The 20,843-nt window shown below is 47.0% G+C and carries 27 protein-coding genes; 14 read left to right on the forward strand and 13 right to left on the reverse strand.

The window, feature by feature from the left end:
• The first annotated feature begins 193 nt into the window (after positions 1-193).
• Together AB3G73_RS12545 and AB3G73_RS12550 are read left to right on the forward strand one after the other, a co-directional pair.
• Entirely contained in the window at positions 194-2,005 is a 1,812-nt protein-coding gene (locus AB3G73_RS12545; RefSeq protein ID WP_367745089.1) for a reverse transcriptase domain-containing protein, read from the forward strand.
• Between the two features lie 37 nt (positions 2,006-2,042).
• Positions 2,043-3,845, forward strand: a complete 1,803-nt coding sequence (locus AB3G73_RS12550; protein WP_367745430.1) for a zincin-like metallopeptidase domain-containing protein — start codon at positions 2,043-2,045, stop codon at positions 3,843-3,845.
• 106 nt (positions 3,846-3,951) lie between these two features.
• Here the strand turns inward: AB3G73_RS12550 and AB3G73_RS12555 are convergent, their stop codons facing one another.
• Both AB3G73_RS12555 and AB3G73_RS12560 read right to left on the reverse strand, forming a co-directional pair.
• Positions 3,952-4,317 carry a DUF2958 domain-containing protein gene (locus tag AB3G73_RS12555; RefSeq protein ID WP_005816269.1) on the reverse strand — a complete coding sequence of 122 codons (366 nt, stop codon included), beginning with the start codon at positions 4,315-4,317 and terminating at the stop codon, positions 3,952-3,954.
• Positions 4,318-4,319: 2 nt separating this feature from the next.
• The gene (locus tag AB3G73_RS12560) at positions 4,320-4,613 is read right to left on the reverse strand and encodes a hypothetical protein (protein ID WP_005816271.1); all 294 of its coding nucleotides are present in this window, start codon (positions 4,611-4,613) and stop codon (positions 4,320-4,322) included.
• Between the two features lie 394 nt (positions 4,614-5,007).
• Here AB3G73_RS12560 and AB3G73_RS12565 point away from each other — a divergent pair, with 394 nt between their 5' ends.
• Positions 5,008-6,270: an ATP-binding protein gene (locus tag AB3G73_RS12565; RefSeq protein WP_005816273.1), complete on the forward strand. Its 1,263-nt coding sequence runs from the start codon at positions 5,008-5,010 to the stop codon at positions 6,268-6,270.
• Between the two features lie 140 nt (positions 6,271-6,410).
• Here the strand turns inward: AB3G73_RS12565 and AB3G73_RS12570 are convergent, their stop codons facing one another.
• From AB3G73_RS12570 to AB3G73_RS12600, 7 genes are all read right to left on the reverse strand, one after another.
• Positions 6,411-7,817, reverse strand: coding sequence for an OmpA family protein (locus AB3G73_RS12570; protein ID WP_195306198.1), 1,407 nt, complete (start codon positions 7,815-7,817; stop codon positions 6,411-6,413).
• A gap of 54 nt (positions 7,818-7,871) precedes the next feature.
• Positions 7,872-9,323 (reverse strand): MobV family relaxase, encoded by a 1,452-nt coding sequence (gene mobV, locus AB3G73_RS12575; RefSeq protein ID WP_008665034.1) that lies wholly within the window; start codon positions 9,321-9,323, stop codon positions 7,872-7,874.
• 208 nt (positions 9,324-9,531) lie between these two features.
• Positions 9,532-10,416 (reverse strand): hypothetical protein, encoded by an 885-nt coding sequence (locus AB3G73_RS12580; RefSeq protein ID WP_005816280.1) that lies wholly within the window; start codon positions 10,414-10,416, stop codon positions 9,532-9,534.
• A 79-nt stretch (positions 10,417-10,495) separates the two neighbouring features.
• A complete protein-coding gene (locus AB3G73_RS12585) occupies positions 10,496-10,990 on the reverse strand; it encodes a hypothetical protein (RefSeq protein WP_005816282.1) in 495 nt (164 codons plus the stop codon).
• On the reverse strand, positions 10,980-11,393 hold the full coding sequence (locus AB3G73_RS12590) for a hypothetical protein (RefSeq protein WP_005816283.1): 414 nt from the start codon (positions 11,391-11,393) through the stop codon (positions 10,980-10,982). Before AB3G73_RS12590 ends, AB3G73_RS12585 begins: the two co-directional genes overlap by 11 nt.
• A 78-nt stretch (positions 11,394-11,471) precedes the next feature.
• A complete protein-coding gene (locus tag AB3G73_RS12595) occupies positions 11,472-11,918 on the reverse strand; it encodes a hypothetical protein (protein ID WP_004319947.1) in 447 nt (148 codons plus the stop codon).
• A 24-nt stretch (positions 11,919-11,942) separates the two neighbouring features.
• Positions 11,943-13,055, reverse strand: a complete 1,113-nt coding sequence (locus tag AB3G73_RS12600) for a hypothetical protein (protein ID WP_367741663.1) — start codon at positions 13,053-13,055, stop codon at positions 11,943-11,945.
• 254 nt (positions 13,056-13,309) lie between these two features.
• Between AB3G73_RS12600 and AB3G73_RS12605 the strand changes: the two genes are divergently transcribed.
• From AB3G73_RS12605 to AB3G73_RS12650, 10 genes are all read left to right on the forward strand, one after another.
• On the forward strand, positions 13,310-13,933 hold the full coding sequence (locus AB3G73_RS12605; protein ID WP_005816288.1) for a recombinase family protein: 624 nt from the start codon (positions 13,310-13,312) through the stop codon (positions 13,931-13,933).
• 16 nt (positions 13,934-13,949) lie between these two features.
• Positions 13,950-14,633: a DUF3800 domain-containing protein gene (locus tag AB3G73_RS12610; RefSeq protein ID WP_005816290.1), complete on the forward strand. Its 684-nt coding sequence runs from the start codon at positions 13,950-13,952 to the stop codon at positions 14,631-14,633.
• Between the two features lie 3 nt (positions 14,634-14,636).
• Positions 14,637-15,173, forward strand: coding sequence for a hypothetical protein (locus AB3G73_RS12615; protein ID WP_005816292.1), 537 nt, complete (start codon positions 14,637-14,639; stop codon positions 15,171-15,173).
• A 194-nt stretch (positions 15,174-15,367) separates the two neighbouring features.
• A complete protein-coding gene (trxA, locus tag AB3G73_RS12620; protein WP_367741675.1) occupies positions 15,368-15,667 on the forward strand; it encodes a thioredoxin in 300 nt (99 codons plus the stop codon).
• 10 nt (positions 15,668-15,677) lie between these two features.
• Complete coding sequence (locus AB3G73_RS12625; protein ID WP_007837469.1) at positions 15,678-16,253, forward strand: DUF6155 family protein; 576 nt, start codon at positions 15,678-15,680, stop codon at positions 16,251-16,253.
• Between the two features lie 14 nt (positions 16,254-16,267).
• Positions 16,268-16,513: a hypothetical protein gene (locus AB3G73_RS12630; RefSeq protein WP_005816298.1), complete on the forward strand. Its 246-nt coding sequence runs from the start codon at positions 16,268-16,270 to the stop codon at positions 16,511-16,513.
• A gap of 183 nt (positions 16,514-16,696) precedes the next feature.
• Positions 16,697-17,134 carry a DUF4186 domain-containing protein gene (locus tag AB3G73_RS12635; RefSeq protein ID WP_005816300.1) on the forward strand — a complete coding sequence of 146 codons (438 nt, stop codon included), beginning with the start codon at positions 16,697-16,699 and terminating at the stop codon, positions 17,132-17,134.
• Entirely contained in the window at positions 17,131-17,337 is a 207-nt protein-coding gene (locus AB3G73_RS12640) for a hypothetical protein (RefSeq protein ID WP_005816302.1), read from the forward strand. The genes AB3G73_RS12635 and AB3G73_RS12640 overlap by 4 nt, the downstream gene beginning before the upstream one ends.
• Before the next feature lie 9 nt (positions 17,338-17,346).
• The gene (locus tag AB3G73_RS12645) at positions 17,347-17,583 is read left to right on the forward strand and encodes a hypothetical protein (protein ID WP_005816304.1); all 237 of its coding nucleotides are present in this window, start codon (positions 17,347-17,349) and stop codon (positions 17,581-17,583) included.
• A gap of 24 nt (positions 17,584-17,607) precedes the next feature.
• Positions 17,608-17,787, forward strand: coding sequence for a transcriptional regulator (locus tag AB3G73_RS12650; protein ID WP_005816310.1), 180 nt, complete (start codon positions 17,608-17,610; stop codon positions 17,785-17,787).
• Between the two features lie 300 nt (positions 17,788-18,087).
• Here AB3G73_RS12650 and AB3G73_RS12655 read toward each other — a convergent pair whose 3' ends face one another.
• Positions 18,088-18,579, reverse strand: a complete 492-nt coding sequence (locus AB3G73_RS12655) for an SLOG family protein (RefSeq protein ID WP_005816313.1) — start codon at positions 18,577-18,579, stop codon at positions 18,088-18,090.
• Between the two features lie 3 nt (positions 18,580-18,582).
• A complete protein-coding gene (locus AB3G73_RS12660; protein WP_005816315.1) occupies positions 18,583-19,149 on the reverse strand; it encodes a hypothetical protein in 567 nt (188 codons plus the stop codon).
• On the opposite strand from AB3G73_RS12660, the gene AB3G73_RS12665 reads away from it, so the two are divergent.
• Positions 19,143-19,394 carry a hypothetical protein gene (locus AB3G73_RS12665; protein ID WP_225494525.1) on the forward strand — a complete coding sequence of 84 codons (252 nt, stop codon included), beginning with the start codon at positions 19,143-19,145 and terminating at the stop codon, positions 19,392-19,394. The genes AB3G73_RS12660 and AB3G73_RS12665 overlap by 7 nt on opposite strands.
• Positions 19,395-19,700: 306 nt before the next feature.
• On the opposite strand, the gene AB3G73_RS12670 is transcribed toward AB3G73_RS12665, so the two are convergent.
• Together AB3G73_RS12670 and AB3G73_RS12675 are read right to left on the reverse strand one after the other, a co-directional pair.
• On the reverse strand, positions 19,701-19,979 hold the full coding sequence (locus AB3G73_RS12670) for a plasmid partition protein ParG (RefSeq protein WP_005816317.1): 279 nt from the start codon (positions 19,977-19,979) through the stop codon (positions 19,701-19,703).
• Between the two features lie 7 nt (positions 19,980-19,986).
• Positions 19,987-20,742 (reverse strand): AAA family ATPase, encoded by a 756-nt coding sequence (locus AB3G73_RS12675; RefSeq protein ID WP_234070389.1) that lies wholly within the window; start codon positions 20,740-20,742, stop codon positions 19,987-19,989.
• Between the last annotated feature and the right edge of the window lie 101 nt (positions 20,743-20,843).

Consider the following 20,843-nt stretch of genomic DNA (forward strand, 5'->3'; position numbering starts at 1 on the left):
CGTGCTAATAGTTATTACGTAACTAAACTGGGATTACCTAAATCGGGATGCCGAAAGGCTATGAATTATAGGTTCTGAATACCCGACATGGTAACGGAGCTCTCGTAGTAGTTCGAGCAAGGGAAAGCCTTGCACATGGCGAAGGAGAGCAGTTAATAACTTAATACAAACAAAGGATAATGTGAGAGACATTATGAGAAATCCAGAGCAAGTATTAAACAATCTAATCGTTCACAGCAAAGTTTCGGATTACAAGTTCGAAAGGCTGTATCGGAATCTATTCAATGAACAGATGTTCTATATTGCTTATCAGCGCATATATGCAAAGCCAGGCAATATGACACCTGGGGCAGATGGCAAAACTATAGACCAAATGTCAACTCAAAGAATAGAAAGACTCATCGAAAGCCTCAAAAACGAGACTTACCAACCAGTTCCGGCAAGAAGAACGTATATACCAAAGAAAAACGGAAAACTCCGTCCTCTTGGTATTCCGTCCTTTGAGGATAAACTTGTGCAAGAGGTAACAAGAATGCTTCTTGAAGCCATATATGAAGGGCACTTTGAATGCACTTCTCACGGCTTTAGACCTTTCAAGAGTTGCCATACTGCAATGGATGACATCCAAAAACACTTCACTGGTGCGAAATGGTTTATCGAAGGAGACATAAAAGGTTTCTTTGATAATATTGACCATAACGTACTCATCGATATTCTCAAACTGAGAATTAGTGACGAACGCTTTCTACGACTAATCCGCAAGTTCCTCAATGCTGGCTATATGGAGAAATGGACATATCACAAGACGTACTCGGGAACACCCCAAGGTGGAATCGTTAGCCCAATTTTGGCAAACATTTATCTTGACCAGTTCGATAAGTATATCAAGGAATATGCCGAAAACTTCAACACTGGAAAAGGTAGGAGGGTCAACCCCGAATATAACCGTTTCTGCAACAAACGTAATGCACTGAAACGCAAGCTTAAAAGCGAAATGGACGAATCTGTTAGACAACAACTAATGGACGAAATCCAAGCATTGAAAGCCAAAATGGTTACAATTCCGTACAACATGGCAATGGATGAAAACTACAAACGAATGAAATATGTTCGTTATGCAGACGATTTCCTAATCGGAGTAATTGGCAGTAAAGAAGATTGCAAGAAGATGAAAGAGGACATCACGATATACATGCGTGATAAACTTAAGTTGGAACTTTCCGATGAAAAGACCTTAATCACTCATTCGCATGAACATGCTAAATTTCTCGGATTTGAAATCTCAGTCCAAAAGTCAGATACGCTACGAAGAAATAGCCTTGGCTTCACCCGTAGGTCTTTCCAAGGGAAGGTTGTCATATCACTCTCTCCCGATAGTGTCGAAAAGAAACTTTTGGCTCTAAAGGCCATAAGAATCAAGGACATTCAAGGAAGAAGATTATGGTGGCCCGAATCTCGTGGATATTTAGTAGGCAAGAAGGAAGAAGAAATCTTGATGCAATATAATCTTGAAATCAGAGGTTTCTACAATTATTTCTCTATTGCCAACAATATAGCTGCGGTAGGAAGCGGATTTGGCTATGCAATGAGGTTTAGCCTATACAAAACCCTTGCCAACAAGCACAATAGTACTATCAGTAAGGTAATAAAGAAATACCGAAAAGATAAGGACTTTGTGATTCCCTACAAGGATAAGAATGGCAAAGAGAAATGTGTAGTGTTATACAACCAAGGCTTTAAGCGCCAGACTATCAACGATTTTCCCGATGTGGACAATCTGCCAAATACTTGTTGGCTTCCTGAGCCAACTCTTGTTGACAGACTTAAAACTTCATGTTGCGAACTATGCGGCCAAACTGGCAATGTAGTGATGCATCACGTGCGTAAACTCACACTTTTAAAGGGTGAGAACGAATGGGAAAAACTTATGCTCAAAAAGCGTAGGAAAACGTTAGTAGTATGCGAAACATGCAATGCGAAAATCCAAAAAGCAAGTGAAAAATAGATTGATGTTATTAATGGAAAGCCGTATACATGGAGACATGTACGTACGGTTTGGGGGCAGATATTTGGAAACCTACCACCGAAAGGTGGCAAGGCGCCGAATATCGAGCCTACTGCTCCTGCATTGCGAGAAGGAGGGTTACAAGATTCCTCGCTTCTGTACCTTCGACCGCATACAGCAGTTTAACAAAACTGGCAAGAAAGACGAGGAACAGAAGCCCCGTGTGTCAGTACTGAAAGGTGAGCATTCTTTCCCCGTGATGCTCACCACGTTTACGGTGGTCAATAAGGAAACAAAGGAACACATCAAGTGGGAGGACTACAAACTGCTCTCTCAGGAAGAGCGCGAAAAGTACAATGTATATCCAAAGCTTCAGACTTACCATGTCTTCAATGTGGCGCAGACCAACCTGAAGGAGGTCAGACCAGAGTTTTGGGAGAAACTGGAACAGGAATACTCGATGCCCAAGGTAGAGAAGGACGAGCAGTTTGCCTTTGAACCCGTGGATAGGATGATAGCGGACAACCGTTGGATATGTCCCATCAAACCGATGTTCGGTGATTCCGCCTATTTCTCCATCAGCAAGAATGAGATTGTGATGCCTGAGAAAAGGCAGTTCAAGGATGGGGAGTCTTTCTACTCGAACCTTTTCCACGAGATGGGACACTCCACGGGTGCGGAGGGACAGTTAGACCGCATCAAGCCCGCTACCTTCGGCTCGGCAGAGTATGCACGCGAGGAACTGGTGGCAGAACTGACGGCTGCGCTGACCGCTCAGCGGTATGGCATGACAAAGCATCTGAAAGGAGATTCGGCTGCCTATTTGAAGTCTTGGCTGGATTCGCTGAAGGAGTCGCCGCAGTTCATCAAGACCACGCTACTCGATGTGAAAAAAGCTACCTCAATGCTCACGCAGCATATCGACAAGATTGCTATGGAGATAGACCAGGAGAAAAAGGCTGAGCAGGAAAACGGGCAAGGGAAAAGTTATCTATCCATAGATGACGGCGACCATGCAGTCTTGGCATATAATGGTTCTGCTGTATATATCCAGCATCATGAGAAGGAGGACTCTGTAAAGATTGCTGTGCCGACGAGTAACGGTCTGGAAGTGAAACTCTCTGTTCCTTACGACCACGGCAAAGACCTTGACACCAATTATCAGGAGGCTTTTGCCCAGTACAAAAGCCTGACAGAGCCTTCACAATCGAAAGAAAACGTCTATTATGCCTCCATCGCCTATCTCCAATCAACGGATGACACATCGGAACTGGATAAGCTAAAGGAGAAAGGTGACTATCAAGGACTGCTGACGCTTGCCAAGGAATACTATGACGGGAACGGCATGGACGAGGAGCAGACCTACAGGAAGCCGTGCCAGAACAGAGGCGATGACCTGCTAATAGAGGACAAGGACTTTGCAGTGGTCTATAACGGGAGTGTCGGCGGTACGTATGAGGTGTTCCTGAAGCATACGGAGCAAGAAGTGCGTGACCATATCACTCGCTATGGCATAGGACGTGCCAGTGAGGACGTGAAGGCTGTGGCGAGGGAGATGACCGCCGAAGAGTTTTCGGAATTGGCGCAGCGAAAAATGCCGATATTCCAAATGCCGAATGGTGGTTTGCTGAACCTGCAATATAACAAGGATAAGGATAGCCTGGATGTGGGGACTGTGACCAATGCAGGACTCTCTGTGAAGCATACCTTCCCTTTCAGCCACAACCATTCTATGGACGCAAACATCAGCTCTGCGTATGAGCAACTGCTTGACATGGAGGAGTACCAGAAGGAAGAGGTACAAGAGGAGCACGTTGCCAAGTCCGCTTTCCGAAGATGAGAGTAGTATCGTAGTATATACTAATCGTAGGCTTTACTACTCATAGTAGGTACTAACAATAGTCAGCCGCAAGGAGTAATGTCCCTGCGGCTGATTTAATTTGGGGTCATTCCATATTATGAAGGAATGCTTGTAAATCCTCGTCTGGAATGCTCTTCAGTTTCACCGGCTTGAAGCCGTCCAACTGCTCCACTTGAAATATCTCGTCCACTCCATATTTGGAGCCATCCACCTTTACGCTCTCCATTTCATTGACGGAGGTATAGCCATACTCCGTTTCATGCAGACCGCATACGATGGTGAACAACGTGGTGTCGTTACCTTCCGGCTGTCCTTCAAGTACGAACCAACGGACGTGTCCGATGAAGAATATTGCCACACAAACGGCATCCTTGCCTTTGCCGTCCTGTGAATACAGAGGATAGGATTTCAGTATCTCCTCCAATACGGGTGTAATCAATCTGCTTGCCATAGTCAATCGTTGTTAAGTGTTCTGTAATACATTCTGTTCTCTACAAGGTGTTCGATGGCCTCTGCTGCCAATCGGCACACCCACTCGTCACGCTGGTCATAACGACCTTTTTGATAGTCGTTGGCAAGGCGTTCCAAGAAGGCAAACACCACCTTGCCCTTTTCGTTGATAAGATAGCGATGGTCATCTGCAAGGGCATTGCCTACCTTGGCGGCTGACCCCATCTGACCGTTTACGAACCGTGAGAAGCACTCGACAAATGCCTGCTCGTTTTCTGATAATCTGTGTAATTCCATACGCAAAGAAATTATTTGTTCAACTTGTTTTTCTTCCCTCCTTTTGAAGCCTTTCGGCTCCTCTTGTCGGGAACTGATTTTTCGTGCATCAAAAGACTGCGGAATGAGGGCGATAAGGCAAGAAAACAGACGGAGGAGTTAATGAAATACCCAAATCTTTGATTTGCGGAAAGCTGTCGTTCAGTCCTCTGCCTGTTAGCATGGCGGTACTTGACCATTCGCCCGGGCAGTAACTTTGCAAAGAAAAATGGGCATCGGCAAGTGGAATAGACACTACAAAACAGGAAAATCATTGATTTTTAGTGCATTTTTCTTTATTTCTTTCTTTGATTTAGGATAAAATATATAACTTTGCCTCCGAAAAAGTGTCACAAGTGACAGTTTTTCGTAAAATATGATAGTAAACAGATATAGATACATAGAACAGTTGAGCCGTTCAAAGAACAACGGGCTCATAAAGATAATCACAGGATTGCGACGTTCAGGCAAGTCGTTCCTTCTGAAGAAACTCTTTCATCAGCATCTATTGGATGAGGGCGTGAGAGAAGACCATATTCTCGTCATCGACATGGAGAGTAGGAAGAACAGAGAGTTCAAGAACCCGGACTACCTGTTGGACTGGGTGGAAAAGATGATGATTGACTATGAGACTTATTATATCATCATCGACGAGGTGCAGGAGGTGGAAGACTTTGTAGAGGTGCTCTCTTCCTTGTCAGTTACCGAAGGGGCGGATGTGTATGTCACAGGCTCCAACTCGCGTTTCCTGTCCTCTGACCTGGTGACGGAATTCCGAGGCAGAGGTGACGAGATACATGTGTGGCCACTATCCTTCAAGGAGTTCATGACGGTGTATGATGGTTCGAAAGAAGACGGTTGGGCTGAATACAGACTGTACGGAGGTTTGCCGCAACTACTTACACAGGTTGGGGATGAGAAGAAGGCTGATTTCCTGCGTCGCCTTTATCGCACGGTATATCTACGTGACATCTACGAGCGGAACAACATAGAACTGAGACCTGAATTTGAAGAATTGTCGAAGACCGTAGCATCCAGTATAGGAGCACCTGTCAATGCACTGAATATAGCCAATACGTTCAAGTCCGTAAGCAATGTGCAGAGCATAACCGACAAGACTGTGTCGGCTTATCTGGAATATATGCAGGATGCTTTCCTTATCGAAAAATCCGAAAGGTTCGACATCAAAGGACGGAAATACATAGGTTCGTTGTCCAAGTATTATTATCAGGACGTAGGTCTGAGGAATGCTATTCTGTCGTTCCGTCAGAGCGAGCCGACACATATCATGGAGAACGTCATCTACAATGAGATGCGTATGCGAGGATGGCTCGTGGATGTGGGTAACGTCTATCATCGAGTGAGGAATACGGAAGGAAAGCAGCAGAGGGTGACATTGGAAGTGGATTTTGTCTGCAACAAAGGGAGCGAGCGGATCTACATCCAGTCGGCGTGGCGTATGCCCGATGCAGAAAAGATGGAACAGGAGAAACGGTCGTTGCGTCTTGTAGATGACTCTTTCCGCAAACTGCTGATCGTGGGAGAACATACCAAGCAGTGGAGCGACGAAAACGGCATACAGATAATGAGTATATATGACTTCCTGCTTGACTGGTCAAGTACTGAGAAACACGGATAAAAAAAAGATATGCGCATAGAATATGCGTTAATACATATATGATTAAGGGAGGGCCTATCCATCACGGACAAGCCCTCCCTTTCTAAAATTTATCAATGAAAAAAAAGTTTTAGTGCTCTTGTTCGGAGCTGTATGTCTGGCTATAGATACAGCAGGATTCTGGTATGGCGGTTCGCCTCATTGGGCGAGTAATCGTCAATGCCGCCATCGAAAATCTGAGAGATGGTGCCATTTTCCATACCACGTTTCATCAGTTCCTCTGCAATGAATCTGGCACGGGAACGGCTGAGGTTATCATTGATGGCTTCACTGCCTGTGGCACTGTCGGCAGCGCCGATGACCTTAACTTTCAAGCCATATTTCTTGGCGATGCGTGCTACTTCGTCGAGATTGACGAGCTGTGACCTGTTGAGCAACCTGTCAGTGCCAAGTTCAAAGAAGAAATAGATGGGCGCACCTATGCAAGCCTTTCCTGAGTGGATGAGCGATAGGTAATCGTCTTCCGGCTCACCTTCAGCATTGCCATATTCTTCTGTACAAGAGGCGGACTCCATGACCTTTGTCTTTTGACCATTACCATACTTGTCTCTCATTCTTGCACGCAGCGAGTTGAGACCGCTGTAGTCGTTTCGAGGATAGCCATTTGTGACGGAAGAAGCGGCATCGTCAGAAAAGAGGTGGCCGTACTTGTCCAGAAGTCCCTCGATGGCAAGAATCTTGCGCAGCTGCTCCAGAGTCTGACAATCTCGATCGTGCTGGGCGTGATAGCGGCTGTTGCTGTCAGAAAGGGATGAGGCGTATGCCGAAAGCCATTCGTTCTGTGCGATGTACGGGCGAGCGTCTATCACTCGCTTCCAGCCAGTCTTGCCGATGCGGACAGAGAGGCCGAGGGATGCGGACAGCAGATGGTCGCCAAGGCGGTGTGCCTTGCCATAGCCGTCAAAATCCTGCATGGTGGTCATGTTGCCTATCTCTGCCGTAACAGCAATGCGTGGGGAGAGATGATACTGCCCCTGTATGCCGTAGGAAATGGCAAAGGGCTTGTGGGCATTCACCTTGTTGTGCAGCATACCCACGCCCACGTATGGAATGACACTCCATCTGGCAAGAGTGTGTACATCGTCCTTGTAGAGGTTGCCGAGGACATTCCACATGAAATCAGCACGCAGGTACTGGTAGTCCTGCGAGGAGTTGTTGCAGTCGTTGAACTGCATACCGCCATAGTTCAGACGACCGCCGACGGAAGGTGTGAACCATTTGCCGATCGACACGGAGAATGCCGGTTTCATGCGACCGAATAGGTCGTTGCATCCGAGCGGTTTGCCGAGGAAGACCGTAGTTCCTCCTGCCGCTTGGACAAACCAGTTGTCCGTCCATGGCGAAGCTACCAATGCCCCTTTCATGTAGGAAGGTTTAAGCGGACGAAGCATACCGTCTGCCGAAAGTCTGCATACAACGGTGGTGGTGTCCGCCGTGCGGTGATAGTCTTTGGCTTGCGCACCCAATGAAAGGGCGAAGCCAAGGGATATAATAAGTATTTTTCTCATGTTGTTCAATTTAATCTGGTGAATACTATAACAGGTGATACGTGACAGTGCCGCTTATCGTTTCTTCCTTTTGCCGGAAGAGGGGCGCATCATGCGTGCAGCTTTCATCATGCAACGGCGTGCCCAAGCGCGTTCATCCTCGTCATCGTCACGTCCCCATTTGAGGTCGGACGAACTGCCGCCACCGCCATGACCTTCGGCAAAGGTGGTGGCATCATCGACGTAGCCGAGGAATAGAAGCGTGGCACAGTACATCACCTCCGTTCCATTCTCCGCAAAGGCCTGAAGCAGGGAACCGTCAAACACGTCCTTGCCCTCATTGGAAAGCCGTGCCACACGTTCGGAGAACTCGCTGACCATGTTTTCGAGAAGGGCATTTCTGAGAACGGTGTCCGCACCTTGTCGGATAGTATCGGAATATCTGTGTGCCTCCTGCCGCAACTCCTCCGTGCGCTCCTTCATGGCGGTCATCTCCTCACGCAGGGCATCGAGCTTGCGGTCAGCCTCTGAGAGCTTCTCCTGCTTGTCGTCCAGTTTCGACTGGATAGCGGACAGTTCCTGCTCCAGCTCTTGGACTTGCTGACGGAGAGCATCAGGATTGTCGTGACCTGCAAGAATCTGCCGATGCAATTCAGCAAGTGCCGCCTCCTTCTCAACCTTCTCCTGCAAGAGGTTGTTGACCATTGAGGTGAGTCCTTTTACTCTCCGCTCTGCCAGACGGATGTCCGATTGGAGCGAGGCGAGTGTCCGCTGATGGGTGGCGACGGACTGCTCAATGGTGGTGCACTGTTCTGACAGCTGGCGGCGGTATTCTTCGGTGGTGCGGTGGCGTGCTCCCGTCTCTGAGACGGAAGTTCCGCGCTCCATGCCCCAACGCTTGTTGACATCGGCAAATTCGCTGTGCAGGGCTTTCATCCTGGCAGAAAACTCGTACTTGTCCTTTCCGGCGAATATCTGTTTGTATGCAAACTTGCCGTCCTTGATTGGCAAGAGGGTGCAGTGAACGTGCGGATTGGTTTCGTCCAAGTGTAAGATGAAAGCGACGATGTTCTCCTCACCGTATTTGTCCGCAACAAAGCGGTAAACATCCTTTGCCCATTCCTCAATGTCCTTGCATCGGGTTAGATGCGAATTGTCCGCTCCGTGAGTGAGATTCACCTTCTGGTCACCGAATGCCAATTCTGTCATACGTTCTCGTGAGCCTCCGAAGATGAAATTGACCACTGTGCGGAAGCGTGGCTCTGCCAGTCCCTCGTTGGGGTCTTTGATTCCACGGCTCCGCAGGATGTCTGCCATGCGCTCCGGGATGCTTCGGCTCTTGTCTATAGGACAAACCTTGCCGCCCCGAACCTCGAAGTTGAGCCGCTCACGGCTGCGGTCGTAGTTGCCTGTTGATTCAGCGGATCCCCAACCCTTTTCCGTCCAACGGCGTTGGTGCTCGTTGCTCTGTGCTGTGGTGATTCCCTTAGATGGTCGGAAATCCATAACCTGTTTTGGTGTTGCCATAACCTATTTCCTTTTATGTGTGTACAACTCTCCTGTCTCCAGCTTGCTGCTTGTAAGGACAGCCTCCCGATGGTCGGAGACCAAGAGGGGTATTAGGCTACCCAAATTCCCTCATTTCCGACCAACGGGCAAGCCCGATTATTTTACAGCAATGGCAGACGTGTAAACACTGTGCCAGTAGAAAAGAAGAAGCGTTGTACGGTGATTATTAGAGGTTAATACAGCCTTTTGATGGACAGGAGCCCTCTTGGTTGGCTACAATGGCAAGGAACGGTCGGCAGAGTGACTGAAACTGTGACTTGATGGCTGCGCTTTCCTGATGCAAGGCTGGTGAGCTGCCATCCAATGCCAATTCTGATATTGCCTTTGCCGCCTCGATGAATGAGAGCCAGTCTCCTCCCAGGTCTTTGTAAAAGAAGGGAAGAAGGGAGGTAACGAGGGCGTTATCTGTTTCCTGCGAAAGCACCTGATGGAAGGTGGCTTCGCAGACAGCTGTGAGTGCAGTCATACAAAAGGCGTGTCCTACAGATTCGGGAATGTTTCTTCCGCATGGCACCTTGCCAATTGAATTGCCATTGTCGGCTTTCTGCAAGATAATGGCTACTTCCTCTGTTGCATCTTCGTAGAGTTGTTCACATTCCGAGGCGCAAGCCGATGCGGACATCTTGCCGCTTCGCCATTCGTCCAATGCGGTACACATCTTCTGGCGGAACACATCCAAGGCTGCGTCAATCGGAGAAACGGCAGGTGTCTCAGCCAACATCGGGATGGTGATGATTTGGCTCTTCGTGAGACGGGTGACGGAAATCTGGTTCATCTTCTCCAACTGCTCGATGAAGGTGCGGACAGTGGCGCGGTGCCAATGCCAGCATCCTGCCAGTTCGGTAATGGTGATTACAAACTGCCCGTTGGACAGGCTGAACTCCTGCTTGCACAGATCCTTGGGGATGTACTGTACAGAAGCCTTGTCTACAAGGTCAAGGTAGGCTTCGAGCTTCGACAGCCTTATCCCGGACCTCTCTTTCAAGAACTCCAACAGGGACATCCGTTCAGACATCTTGCCGGAACTCGTTCTATGTTTCTGTTTCTTCATTTCAATAATCTGTTTGGTGAATACTGTTGTTTGTCGCCAGCTCCATTATACAAAAGGAACGGCATGATACAGGTGATACTTAATAGTAGTATATGATGAGCATTTCTGTGTCTTCGAGGAGCATCTTGCGGTCAGCCTTGTTCTTCCACAGCGATATGACTATGCGCGAGGGATAGAACAGTGATGCCAGAAGGACAAAGGAGATGGTGACAGCAAGCGTGAACAGATGAGGAGTGAAGACAAACACCACTGCCGCCAACGCGGCGATGCAGAAGGGTGTCCGCTCCTCGTGCAGACGCTGTAGCCACCTCTCCACATCCATAAAGACAAAGAATATGGCAAACGCTATGGTGGAAGCCACTACGCCTATGTCGTTATAGTGTACACAGAGGTAGAGGAAGTGGAACACGTACAGCAGGATGAGCAGCATCAACCGGTAGAGCTTCCTTGCTGTCACAAGCGCGGTCATGCGCAGATAGAACCGTGTCATAAACTGTCTGCGGCTTCTGTGCAGAATCATCGTCACAAAGAAGAACGCTGACATCAGGATGAGAAACAGTATCTTACTTGTCATAATATGTATAGCATGTGAATAATGGAAGTGGACTCAGGTCGGGCTGGACGACACCGTGTGTGGCAGTGGATATGATACGCTCCACATCCTCCAGTGTCAGTTCTCCCTTGATTATTCTCTGACGGAAAGCTCCGTCGGTTGTCCGAAGGCTCTTGATAGCCTGTTCCAAGTCGTACTCGGCTATCTGCCACACTTGCCCTCTCGTGTAGGGGAAATGATGGTGGATGGCCTTGACCACAAGCACACGGCTGAGGATGTCGGTCATTCTGCCGTTCCTGACTATCGTGTGGTTGCGGACAGTGGCGATGCTCTCAATCTCCAGCCATGTGCGGTGACGGTCGAGAAGATGGATAATCTTCATGTAAAGCGTTTCCTTCATCAGATGGTCGGGAGCTTGTGGCATGACTTTGGCCTTTGTTGTGGACAACAGAATGGAGCGTTGTTGCGGTAGAACAGGACTGTCATCTGGCAAATGTAACTTTCAAATGAAGTCGAGCAGGACTTCCTCCTTGGGCTTCATGTATTTGAAGAACCCGTTCTTGCAATGCAGACTGAGGTCGAGGCATACATCTGCCGACATGTGCTCCAGCGAGTCATAGATGGTCACTTTTATCTGGCTGACCATGCCACGCTCATCTGTGGAGCCGTTGACCTTGAACATCCGTCCGAAAGAAGGGTTGGAATAGGCACAGCAGCTGTGTCCGAACTCCGTATGACGGCTTGGAATGTGGTGATAGAGGATTATCATTTCCATCTCGTCTTCGAGCATATCCATCACCTCCTCTATCGTGAAAGGGGTGTTCAACTGGAAAGTAAGAAGCACGTAATCGTCATACTTGACAGGCTTCTCCATCTTGCGCTTGTCCAGCAGTTCTGGCAACTGCAAAGGCACGACGGCAAGGAAATCATCGCAAAACTGTTCTAACATAATCGTATTCTCTGTTTGGGGTGTTTATAATCTTGTGACATAAATCTTCATCATGAGCATGGGCATATCCGACAGGCGTTGCTTGTCGAGGTGCAGTTTCTTGGCCAGACCGTCCATCTCCTTGGGGAGCGCATCGGCTATTTTGTAGAGGTCTGCCTTGTCCTTGTCGGAGAGCACGCTCACGGAAAGGTCATCCATCGTCATGAACGGCTGCATCATCATCAGGAGGTAGGCGTGCATGGTGTGCTCGTCCTTTACCCTGCCACTATTCAGATCCTCGATAGCCGCTTGTGCGTTGCGCAGCAGACGGTGGTTGGTGCGCATGGAGAGGTATATCATTGCATCCTTGTGGGACAAATCCTTGCGGTCGGCGGCACGGAGTATCTCCCGACAGCAGTGTTCGGTGTTTCGTCTGATGTCACCGATGTCATCGTCAGCAAAATCCGGCAGGTATTGCAGGAAGGATTTGAAATACAAATGCTCTTCCTTGATGAAAGCGAGCAGGTCTTCCTTGCCGTGAATGCCTTGCTTGGCGGATTTTTGCAGGAACAGCAGGTAACGCTTCAGCACCGACTGTTTGCCACCTTTATTATATATAGGCAGGCTATCCAAGGAAGCGAAGAATGGCTGTGCTTCCTTCACGGCTTGCTGTAGTTCCTCATCACCAACATGGGAAGAGGTCTGTTCTCTGAGATAGAGCAGGTCGTGAAAGGTGCGTTGCTTAGACATCGCCATACGGCACAGCTCGATGTGGATGGAGTCGTTCAACTCATGATATACCGTGAACGGGTATGAGTGGGCTTTCCTGACAGTGTCACGTGAGATGCACGATGTCACGGAATCGTCCAACACGCGCCATTCGTTGACAATCTTAACTAATGTCTGAATTGAGACCTTGCCGTTCTGTCGAAGAGTGGTCAGAAAGCCATGATACTCTCTGATGGCTTCATCGCTCGAATGGAACGACTTCGTGCCGTTTCCGTCTGAACATGCTGTCAGCATGACTACGGCAAACGCAGTGGCAATACAAATGGCAAGTCTGATACAGCCATGCGAGTTTGATTTTGCATTATGCAATATTTGCTTCATGCAATGGAGGTTGGTTTGTCCTCCGAAAAGTTGGGTTTCATATTTCATTGTTGTCATTATTTTGAGTCTGATTTTGAAATTGACGGTGCAAAGTTAATGCGTTTCAGCGATATATTTGCAAGAATGACAGTAAGTTTAATCTTATTTGTGTATCATACTTGCGAGTATGATTTTCAATGAAATCAAGTGAAAAGAAAATGGCAAATTATCGTGTTTAAGTATGATTTTTCGTTCAAGTATGATTGTTTCTCGGAAAAATAGTGTACCTTTGCACTTGATTTCATTTAATAGCGTACAACAGTATGGCAAAAGTAGGTTACATCTTTATCGCCACCAATGGCGAAGAGTATGCAGAAGACAAGGCTTGGATGCAGCAATACGGCTGTGTTCAGGTGATAGAGGAACTGTCCGAACACGAGAGGCTGCGCCCGATGTGGAAGCAGCTCATATCGAGTCTGGAGCGCGGCGACGAGCTGGTGGTGTCGAGGTTCAGTAACGCACTGCGTGGCACCCGTGAACTGGCTACATTCATAGAATACTGCCGTGTGAAGGTGGTTCGCATCATCTCCATCCAAGACCGCATCGATACGTTTGACGAACTTTTCCCCGACACCAAGCCCTCACAGGTCATCCGTATGTTCGGGTCACTCTCTGAGGAGTGTGCCGTGCTGCGCAAGGCATCGGCACACATCATCCATCTGCAACAGAATATCCGGCCGCCCAAGAAGTCGGAAAGGGCACTGTCGAAACTGGAGCGTGAGAAGAATATCGTGAACATGTACAACGAGGGGCACAGCATAGATGACATCTTTGCCATCAGCGGCTTCACAAGCCGAAGTTCCGTGTTCCGCATACTCAACAAGCATGGTGTGACGCTGAACCGTGGACCTCATAGTGGACCGCTGAAGAAAAGGAATAAAGAATAAACAAAAAACAGATACAATGAATAAGACATTCAACATCTACTGTGATGAAAGCACCCACATGGTGCATGACGGTCATCCCTACATGCTTTTGGGATGTACAAGTATAGCATACACACAAATCCGCATGGCAAAAGATGCCATAAAAGATATTAAGAAGAAGCACGGCTATAGTGATGAGCTGAAATGGACAAATGTCCACGAGGCCACGTATAAAGTCTATGCAGAGCTTATAGACTGGTTCTTTATGAATGACATGGAATTTAGGGCTGTGGTTGTTGACAAGAGTCAGATTGACGAGAAACGAGAAGACTATACGTTTAATGATTTCTACTTTCGCATGTACTACCAATTGCTGCATCACAAGATGGACATGGATTATACATATAACATATATATGGATATCAAGGACACATGCAGTAGCGATAAGCTGGAGAGGCTCAGAAAAATAATGGAATACAACTCTTCCATTGGCAGGTTTCAGTTTATACGTTCACACGAAAGTGTCTTCATCCAATTGGCAGATGTTCTAATGGGAGCCATCAACTACAACCTTAGATATGAAAAGGGAGAAGTTGAAGGAAGGGTGAGAGCCAAAATGAAGCTGATTGAAAAGATAAAAAAACACAGTAATATCAGTCTCAACACCACAACTCCCAAATTTAGAAAGAAGTTTAATTTGTTTTTTATCGCACTGAAATAGCCAATGAGCAGTTTGAATATTATCAAGAAATACCCTGAGCTGCTGGAACTGGCATATCTCAGTGAACGAGAAAGAGAGCATGATCTTCATGCAATATTCAAGCGTGATATAGAAGATAACTGTCAATTCTCATTCAGAGGGTGGCGCATCTATCCTATAAAGACAGATGGCGAGATTGACATGGCAAGATTGTTCAAGCATCTTACCTGTGAAGAAATCATGGTTGAGAACGAAGACGGTACGACTTATCCAAAGCGAGTATTCGAGATGGCTCGTTCACAAAGGCTTCATTGGATAAATCACCATGTGAGAGAATTGACACCAGACAATCTGGATGTATTTACCATAGAAGAGAGGGACGGCAAAAAGCGTAAGGTCAAGAAAACATACATCTATGATAAAGTGGAAAAGTATGTTATTGTCTTGGAACAACAACGTAGCAACGGATTCTATCTGTTGACAGCATACCATCTTAACAAAGAGTATGGACTAAAGGCTTTGGAAAAGAAGATGAAAAAGAGATTGCAGACACCACTATAAAACGCAAGACCCGAATTGCATCAAAGGCAACCGGGTCTCGAAACTCCTTCTATCTATAGATGAGCGCTGCAAAGGTACGAATATTCTTTGAAATAACGAAGGTTTTTCATTGAATTCTTCTCGATTTTAACATTTGCAGGGCAGTATTGTAAGATAACAGGAAAGAAAATAGCATAATTTTACAGAAAATCGTAATGGAAACATTCAAAGACGTTATATCAAGTGACCAACTTGTCTTGGTCGATTTCTTCGCCACCTGGTGCCAGCCATGCAAGATGATGCACCCCATCCTTGAGCAGGTGAAGGCAGTGTTGGGTGACAGAATCCGCATCATCAAGGTAGATGTGGACAAGTATGGGGTGACTGCAAGTCAGTATGGCATACAGTCTGTGCCCACATTGATGCTGTTCAGACGCGGCGAAGTGTTGTGGAGGACGAGCGGTGTGATGCAGAAATCAGAGTTGCTGGCAACGATTGACCCGTTTTTAAGATAAAAGAGCAGAAATGTCAAAATCTAAATTAAAGTCTGTCCTCATGTCCATGGACAAGAGTGAAATAATAAAAATGGTATTGGAACTTTATTCTGCACGGAAAGAGGCAAAGGAATATCTTGACTTCTATGCAGAGCCGAATGAGGGCCAGAAGCTGGAAGAGTATAAGCACATCATACGGGAAGAGTTCTATCCGAGCAGAAACAGAGAGCCAAAGACACGCTTCTCAGTGTGCCGCAAGGCATTGTCCGACTTCAAGAAACTGAAGCCTTCGGAAGATTCAGTCGCAGAATTGATGGTGTTCTATATGGAGAATGCCTGTCAGTTCACTTATGACTATGGAGACATGTGGGAGCAATTCTATGATTCTGTTGAGAGTAATTTCGACAAGACATTGCGCCACATCGTGCTTTATGACCTTTGGGACAAGTATGATTCCCGAATCAAGCAATGCCTTCGTTGGGCAAGCCCTTGTGGATGGGGATTTCCTGACGCACTGAATGATATGTATGAGGAAATGAAGGCGCAAAATGAGGAACTCCGAAAGAAATACAGGAATTTCAAGATGCCCATCAACGCTGATTATTAAACGAATATACTCAAATGGGGAAACCAAAGAAAAAACATAAGAAAGCGAAACAACTGCCCTTAAGCAAAGAAGAGCAGATTTTTCAAGCGGCAAGAGACCTTGCAGCTGAAATTGGCATATCCTATTCTGAGGCATTAGGGTTTACTTTGGGCATAAAGGACGTAACGTATGGTTGGGAAGAAGACTATACGGAAGAAGAGTTTCAGGCACTGATTGACCACGCTGTGGGAGACACTGATTATGAGCACACCCTCTATTGAATCATCTACACGAGAGGAACGTTTGGATTACGTTCTGAATGAATGGAGATGTCTGCACAACTGTGAGCTGTGCGGTAAGTGCCATATTCTGAAAGGCAGAAGCGAAGAAATACTCTATGCAGACTATATAGACGGCAAGCGGTCATATATGGATATAACATTAGAAATCAGAAGCAACAGATAATGATGTCACAGAAATACATATATCCATCGTTGTTCCAAGAGGAAGAGCCGCAAGAAAGCGTTCCTGGTGATAAGAAAGAGTATGACCTGACGAATCTCTTTGAGAGATTGGCAAAGTCTGATTTTCGCAGCCGGTTCCATCTGTCCAAGCAAGACAGGGAGTATGTAATGGAAAAGGGATTGCCGACGATACGAAAACACGCAGAGGACTTTGTGGCAAAAAGACTTGCTCCGGCTGTCATACCGAACGACGGCAAGCAGACTCCCATGCGTGGGCATCCTGTTTTCCTGGCTCAACATGCCACTGGCTGTTGTTGCCGGGGATGCTTCTTCAAGTGGCATCACATCTCAGCAGGCAGGGCACTGACCAAGGAAGAACAGGAATATGCTGTTGCCGTATTGATGGCATGGATTGAAAAACAGATGAATAAAGGATGAAGATAGAAGAAGCCATAGTATATGTGATGGTAAAGCGAAATGGCGGCATGACAACCGACCAGATTGCCGATGCCATCAATCGTCATAGGCTGCACCTGAGAAAGGACGGTCAGCCTGTGACAAGCAAGCAGGTGTATGCAACAATCTGCCGTTTCCCTGAAATGTTCACAAAAGAAGCTGGCAGAATCATGTTAATGATATGACGTAACGATATGACAATAGATACAACCAACATGTGCTCACACCTTCAGAAGAAGTTGTTTGAACCAGAAGGTGTGTATTATCCTATATGGCAAGCCATGCAGGATGATGAGACCTTGACAGCAGTGGTACGAAGCAGACAGCTGCACATCTACAGAAACGGGAAGAAAATTCTCGTTCTGGCAGGTAAGGCACAACCGAAGATTATAAGGGAAGACAAAATACAAGAGTTAATAACAAGATTATAAACAAAACATCAAATCATCAAAACAATGGACGCAAAAGAAAAAGTATTGGCAACAATGAAAGAGGCTGGTCAGCCTCTCAACGCAGGTAAAATCGCAGAACTCAGCGGTCTCGACCGCAAAGAGGTAGATGCAGCCATGAAGCAGCTGAAAGCAGAGGGTGCAATCGTCTCTCCTGTGCGTTGCAAATGGGCACCTGCAGAGTAAGGTTTATACTGCTGTCTTGAAATATAGGCAGCAGTATCTTTATTTTTATCAAAATGTTAAGGTGAGGAATCTGAATATCCTTGCCTACGGACACAATTATCCGCTGCATCTTTTTGGGGTAAGGTGCAGACGTATGGCTGTCAGCGTATCTTGGTTTAAAGACGCTTAGCGGTCACGGCGGAAGTCGTTTCGTCTCTCTCCGCCGAACAAAGCTCTGAGCACATTGCCCAAAGCTCCGAACACGAAGTAGCAAACGATGATTGCAACAATATCGTCCATAAGCATTTTCTGTTTTATGGGTTATACACTATTATGAAGATTCACTATGTCCAATCCCTGCCTCTTGGCTTCTCTGACGGTGTAGAACGTGCCGCCCTTGGGATTGCCATCGAAGTAGGCTATGAGACGTGAACTGCGGTTGACCATATAGTCGTTGCGCCTCAGAAGGCAGCCATTGTAGTATTGCTCGCTCAATACGACCACGTCATCCACGATGCGCAGGATGGCATCATACTTGGCTTGCTCTTCCTTGCTCCACCGGTCAGACTGACCACGGAACGGCACAACGGCTATCACCTGCAAGTCCTTCAACTCGCATTGCAACGAAAGGGCGGCTTCTGCCGCCAGCAGGTCAAATCCCATTGCCATGCCACAATAGAAATACCGGTAGCCGTCGGCATACGCCTTGGCTATCTCCGATTTGAGACATTGCTTCAACTCCCTCCGCTTGGCGAAAGGTACGCTGCGGTGTCCGCTGAAGCATACGGACACTGCCTTGTCGTACTTTGTCATACTTTACCTTACTTTATAATGTGTGCGTGCGAGGAACATACCGCCAATAACACATGCCCCGAGCCTTTCGAGTTGGTTGGCATACTTGGCATAGCTGAGACCCTTGGTTATCACATCGTCAAAGACCAACACCATTTTGTTGTCGAAGAACGGCTCATCAAACTCAACGACATTCGCCTTGCGGACTTCATCCTCGTTCTTGCGGTTATCGTGGATGGTCTTACGCTCTCCGCATACCCTCACGTGCTCGTAGCCGTTTTCCGCTCCTGTCAATTCACACACCCTGTGGCAGAAAGCCTTGTAGCGGAGTTCGTTGCTCTCGCTTGTGGATGCTGGAACGGGGGCGAAGACGATGTTCACGCAACCCTTGCCGTAGAGTGTCAGCATATTCTCTGCGGTGCGCTGCGCCACTTCCTCGTAGGCTCTTCCGTCCTTGAAGTCAAACACTAATTGTCTGTCGGCAATCTCCTTCTCACCCACATTGCGGATGCGTGCGGGATAGTATTTGCAGAACCAAGTCTGAGGCTTGTCTAACTGCTTTTGGATTTGATAGTCATTCTTGTGTGCCATTGCTCTTATGTTTTTTCTTCCCTTATTTCGGAGGCTTTTCCTGCCTGCCCAAGGGATATTTTTTGCTTTCCAAGAGTGATGGCGATCAAAAAGCCAAATCGGGAGCGAAAAATACGCTCTGCACGCAGAGGAAGATTTTTCGGTCAAATGCAATGGACGATTTGGTGTTTGAACAATCGCCAGCATTACCTTTGCAAAACAATATCCGCAGCGGCAAGGCAGGCGAAAAGAAATCTGTTATGTAAAAGAGGAAACGGGCGGGATGGCGTGGGGCGAAGCTGTATATGGGGAAGGACGATAGTTGATATGAGGGAAAAAGAGAAAATCTTGTAATAGGGAACGACATTGCCTTTTATCAGCATGGAGACAGTCCTACAAGCAGAGAAAACTATTGCCCTAAAAATGAGTTGGATAGTATTTTCTAAAAGTAGTATCGACTACGAATAGTATAATAGTCGAATAGTTTTTACTACCATACTACGGATAGTAAAGTCTGTTTATAGAAGAGATAGCGGTATCATCGTCTGTTCGGCGATGATACCGCGCGGCACTCATGTGTCATGCCGCTTTAGGTATTCTGTCATTGCCTCATTGACAATATCACGCAAGGACATCCCTTTCTTGATGGCGAGGTACTTCATCCTCGTGTGGATGCTCTTGTTGATAAGGAAATTGCAATGCACCGGCACTTCGGTAGTCTCAGAAACAGACACAGGTGGTGCTGGTGTAGTTTCTGTGACTATCTGCTCCTTACTCGGCTTCTTTGTGGAAGAAAGGAGTCCGTTGAGACCGCCTTTCATTCCCTCTTTCAACATACTGCTCTTGCTCATGGCTATGCTATTTTAAGTTTAACACTTCTTTTGCCAAAGACATATAATCACTGGCACCATTGGATTTGGGATTATACTCAAAGATAGTCTTGCCGTTGATGGGTGCTTCTGCCAAAGCCACATTATCACGGATGACGGTCTTGAAAACCTTCTCGTGAAAACTGTCATTGACGATTTCCCTCACGCTTCGGTTCAACGTCTTGCGGCGATCGAACTGGGTGATGACGATGCCGCCCACTTTAAGGTTGGGGTTGAGCCGCTCCTGAACGATGCGGATGATGTCCATCAACTTTGCCATACCTCTCATGGCAAGGTATTGCGCTTGAACAGGGATGATGATGTAGTCGGCTGCGGTGAGGGCATTCAAGGTCAGCAAGCCCAATGACGGTGGACAGTCGATGATGATGTAGTCGAAATGCTCTTTGGCGATGGCTTTGGTGATAAGTCCCTTCAAGATAAGCTCCCGTCCCGGCTCGCTGATAAGCTCTAACTCAGCCGCAGACAGGTCAAGGCATGAGGGTGAGACGGTGATGCCGTTGTGCAACTTGACCAACGGCAAGGTGTACTGTCCACACATTGCGCCATAGACTGTCTGTTCTTCCTCGATGGACAATCCCAAGGCTTCCGTGAGGTTGGCTTGTCCATCCATGTCAATAGCCAAGACGTTCTTCTTACTCAGTTGCAGAGCTGCCGCAAGGCTTACTGCGGTCGTACTTTTCCCTACACCACCCTTGTGATTTAATACTGCAATTATCTGTGTCATAACATGATACTACTATTAGTGAATACTACTTTACTATTCTACTACTGATAGTACATACTAACCATAGTAAAAGCGGATTTACTACGATTAGTACGTACTAC

The sequence above is a fragment of the Bacteroides sp. L008 genome, assembly GCF_040812255.1.
Lineage (GTDB): Bacteria > Bacteroidota > Bacteroidia > Bacteroidales > Bacteroidaceae > Bacteroides > Bacteroides vicugnae.

What these genes read in the sequence shown, in the direction of transcription:
- AB3G73_RS12595 (WP_004319947.1), bottom strand. Translation starts at nt 11,918, where the DNA reads ATGTTAGAACAGTTTTGCGATGATTTCCTTGCCGTCGTGCCTTTGCAG.
- AB3G73_RS12640 (WP_005816302.1), top strand. Translation starts at nt 17,131, where the DNA reads ATGAAGATAGAAGAAGCCATAGTATATGTGATGGTAAAGCGAAATGGC.
- AB3G73_RS12605 (WP_005816288.1), top strand. Translation starts at nt 13,310, where the DNA reads ATGGCAAAAGTAGGTTACATCTTTATCGCCACCAATGGCGAAGAGTAT.
- AB3G73_RS12600 (WP_367741663.1), bottom strand. Translation starts at nt 13,055, where the DNA reads ATGAAATATGAAACCCAACTTTTCGGAGGACAAACCAACCTCCATTGC.
- mobV (WP_008665034.1), bottom strand. Translation starts at nt 9,323, where the DNA reads ATGGCAACACCAAAACAGGTTATGGATTTCCGACCATCTAAGGGAATC.
- AB3G73_RS12610 (WP_005816290.1), top strand. Translation starts at nt 13,950, where the DNA reads ATGAATAAGACATTCAACATCTACTGTGATGAAAGCACCCACATGGTG.
- AB3G73_RS12670 (WP_005816317.1), bottom strand. Translation starts at nt 19,979, where the DNA reads ATGAGCAAGAGCAGTATGTTGAAAGAGGGAATGAAAGGCGGTCTCAAC.
- AB3G73_RS12615 (WP_005816292.1), top strand. Translation starts at nt 14,637, where the DNA reads ATGAGCAGTTTGAATATTATCAAGAAATACCCTGAGCTGCTGGAACTG.
- AB3G73_RS12565 (WP_005816273.1), top strand. Translation starts at nt 5,008, where the DNA reads ATGATAGTAAACAGATATAGATACATAGAACAGTTGAGCCGTTCAAAG.
- AB3G73_RS12580 (WP_005816280.1), bottom strand. Translation starts at nt 10,416, where the DNA reads ATGAAGAAACAGAAACATAGAACGAGTTCCGGCAAGATGTCTGAACGG.
- AB3G73_RS12570 (WP_195306198.1), bottom strand. Translation starts at nt 7,817, where the DNA reads ATGAGAAAAATACTTATTATATCCCTTGGCTTCGCCCTTTCATTGGGT.
- AB3G73_RS12560 (WP_005816271.1), bottom strand. Translation starts at nt 4,613, where the DNA reads ATGGAATTACACAGATTATCAGAAAACGAGCAGGCATTTGTCGAGTGC.
- trxA (WP_367741675.1), top strand. Translation starts at nt 15,368, where the DNA reads ATGGAAACATTCAAAGACGTTATATCAAGTGACCAACTTGTCTTGGTC.
- AB3G73_RS12550 (WP_367745430.1), top strand. Translation starts at nt 2,043, where the DNA reads ATGTACGTACGGTTTGGGGGCAGATATTTGGAAACCTACCACCGAAAG.
- AB3G73_RS12635 (WP_005816300.1), top strand. Translation starts at nt 16,697, where the DNA reads ATGATGTCACAGAAATACATATATCCATCGTTGTTCCAAGAGGAAGAG.
- AB3G73_RS12545 (WP_367745089.1), top strand. Translation starts at nt 194, where the DNA reads ATGAGAAATCCAGAGCAAGTATTAAACAATCTAATCGTTCACAGCAAA.
- AB3G73_RS12645 (WP_005816304.1), top strand. Translation starts at nt 17,347, where the DNA reads ATGACAATAGATACAACCAACATGTGCTCACACCTTCAGAAGAAGTTG.
- AB3G73_RS12590 (WP_005816283.1), bottom strand. Translation starts at nt 11,393, where the DNA reads ATGCCACAAGCTCCCGACCATCTGATGAAGGAAACGCTTTACATGAAG.
- AB3G73_RS12675 (WP_234070389.1), bottom strand. Translation starts at nt 20,742, where the DNA reads ATGACACAGATAATTGCAGTATTAAATCACAAGGGTGGTGTAGGGAAA.
- AB3G73_RS12555 (WP_005816269.1), bottom strand. Translation starts at nt 4,317, where the DNA reads ATGGCAAGCAGATTGATTACACCCGTATTGGAGGAGATACTGAAATCC.
- AB3G73_RS12630 (WP_005816298.1), top strand. Translation starts at nt 16,268, where the DNA reads ATGGGGAAACCAAAGAAAAAACATAAGAAAGCGAAACAACTGCCCTTA.
- AB3G73_RS12585 (WP_005816282.1), bottom strand. Translation starts at nt 10,990, where the DNA reads ATGACAAGTAAGATACTGTTTCTCATCCTGATGTCAGCGTTCTTCTTT.
- AB3G73_RS12625 (WP_007837469.1), top strand. Translation starts at nt 15,678, where the DNA reads ATGTCAAAATCTAAATTAAAGTCTGTCCTCATGTCCATGGACAAGAGT.
- AB3G73_RS12650 (WP_005816310.1), top strand. Translation starts at nt 17,608, where the DNA reads ATGGACGCAAAAGAAAAAGTATTGGCAACAATGAAAGAGGCTGGTCAG.
- AB3G73_RS12655 (WP_005816313.1), bottom strand. Translation starts at nt 18,579, where the DNA reads ATGACAAAGTACGACAAGGCAGTGTCCGTATGCTTCAGCGGACACCGC.
- AB3G73_RS12660 (WP_005816315.1), bottom strand. Translation starts at nt 19,149, where the DNA reads ATGGCACACAAGAATGACTATCAAATCCAAAAGCAGTTAGACAAGCCT.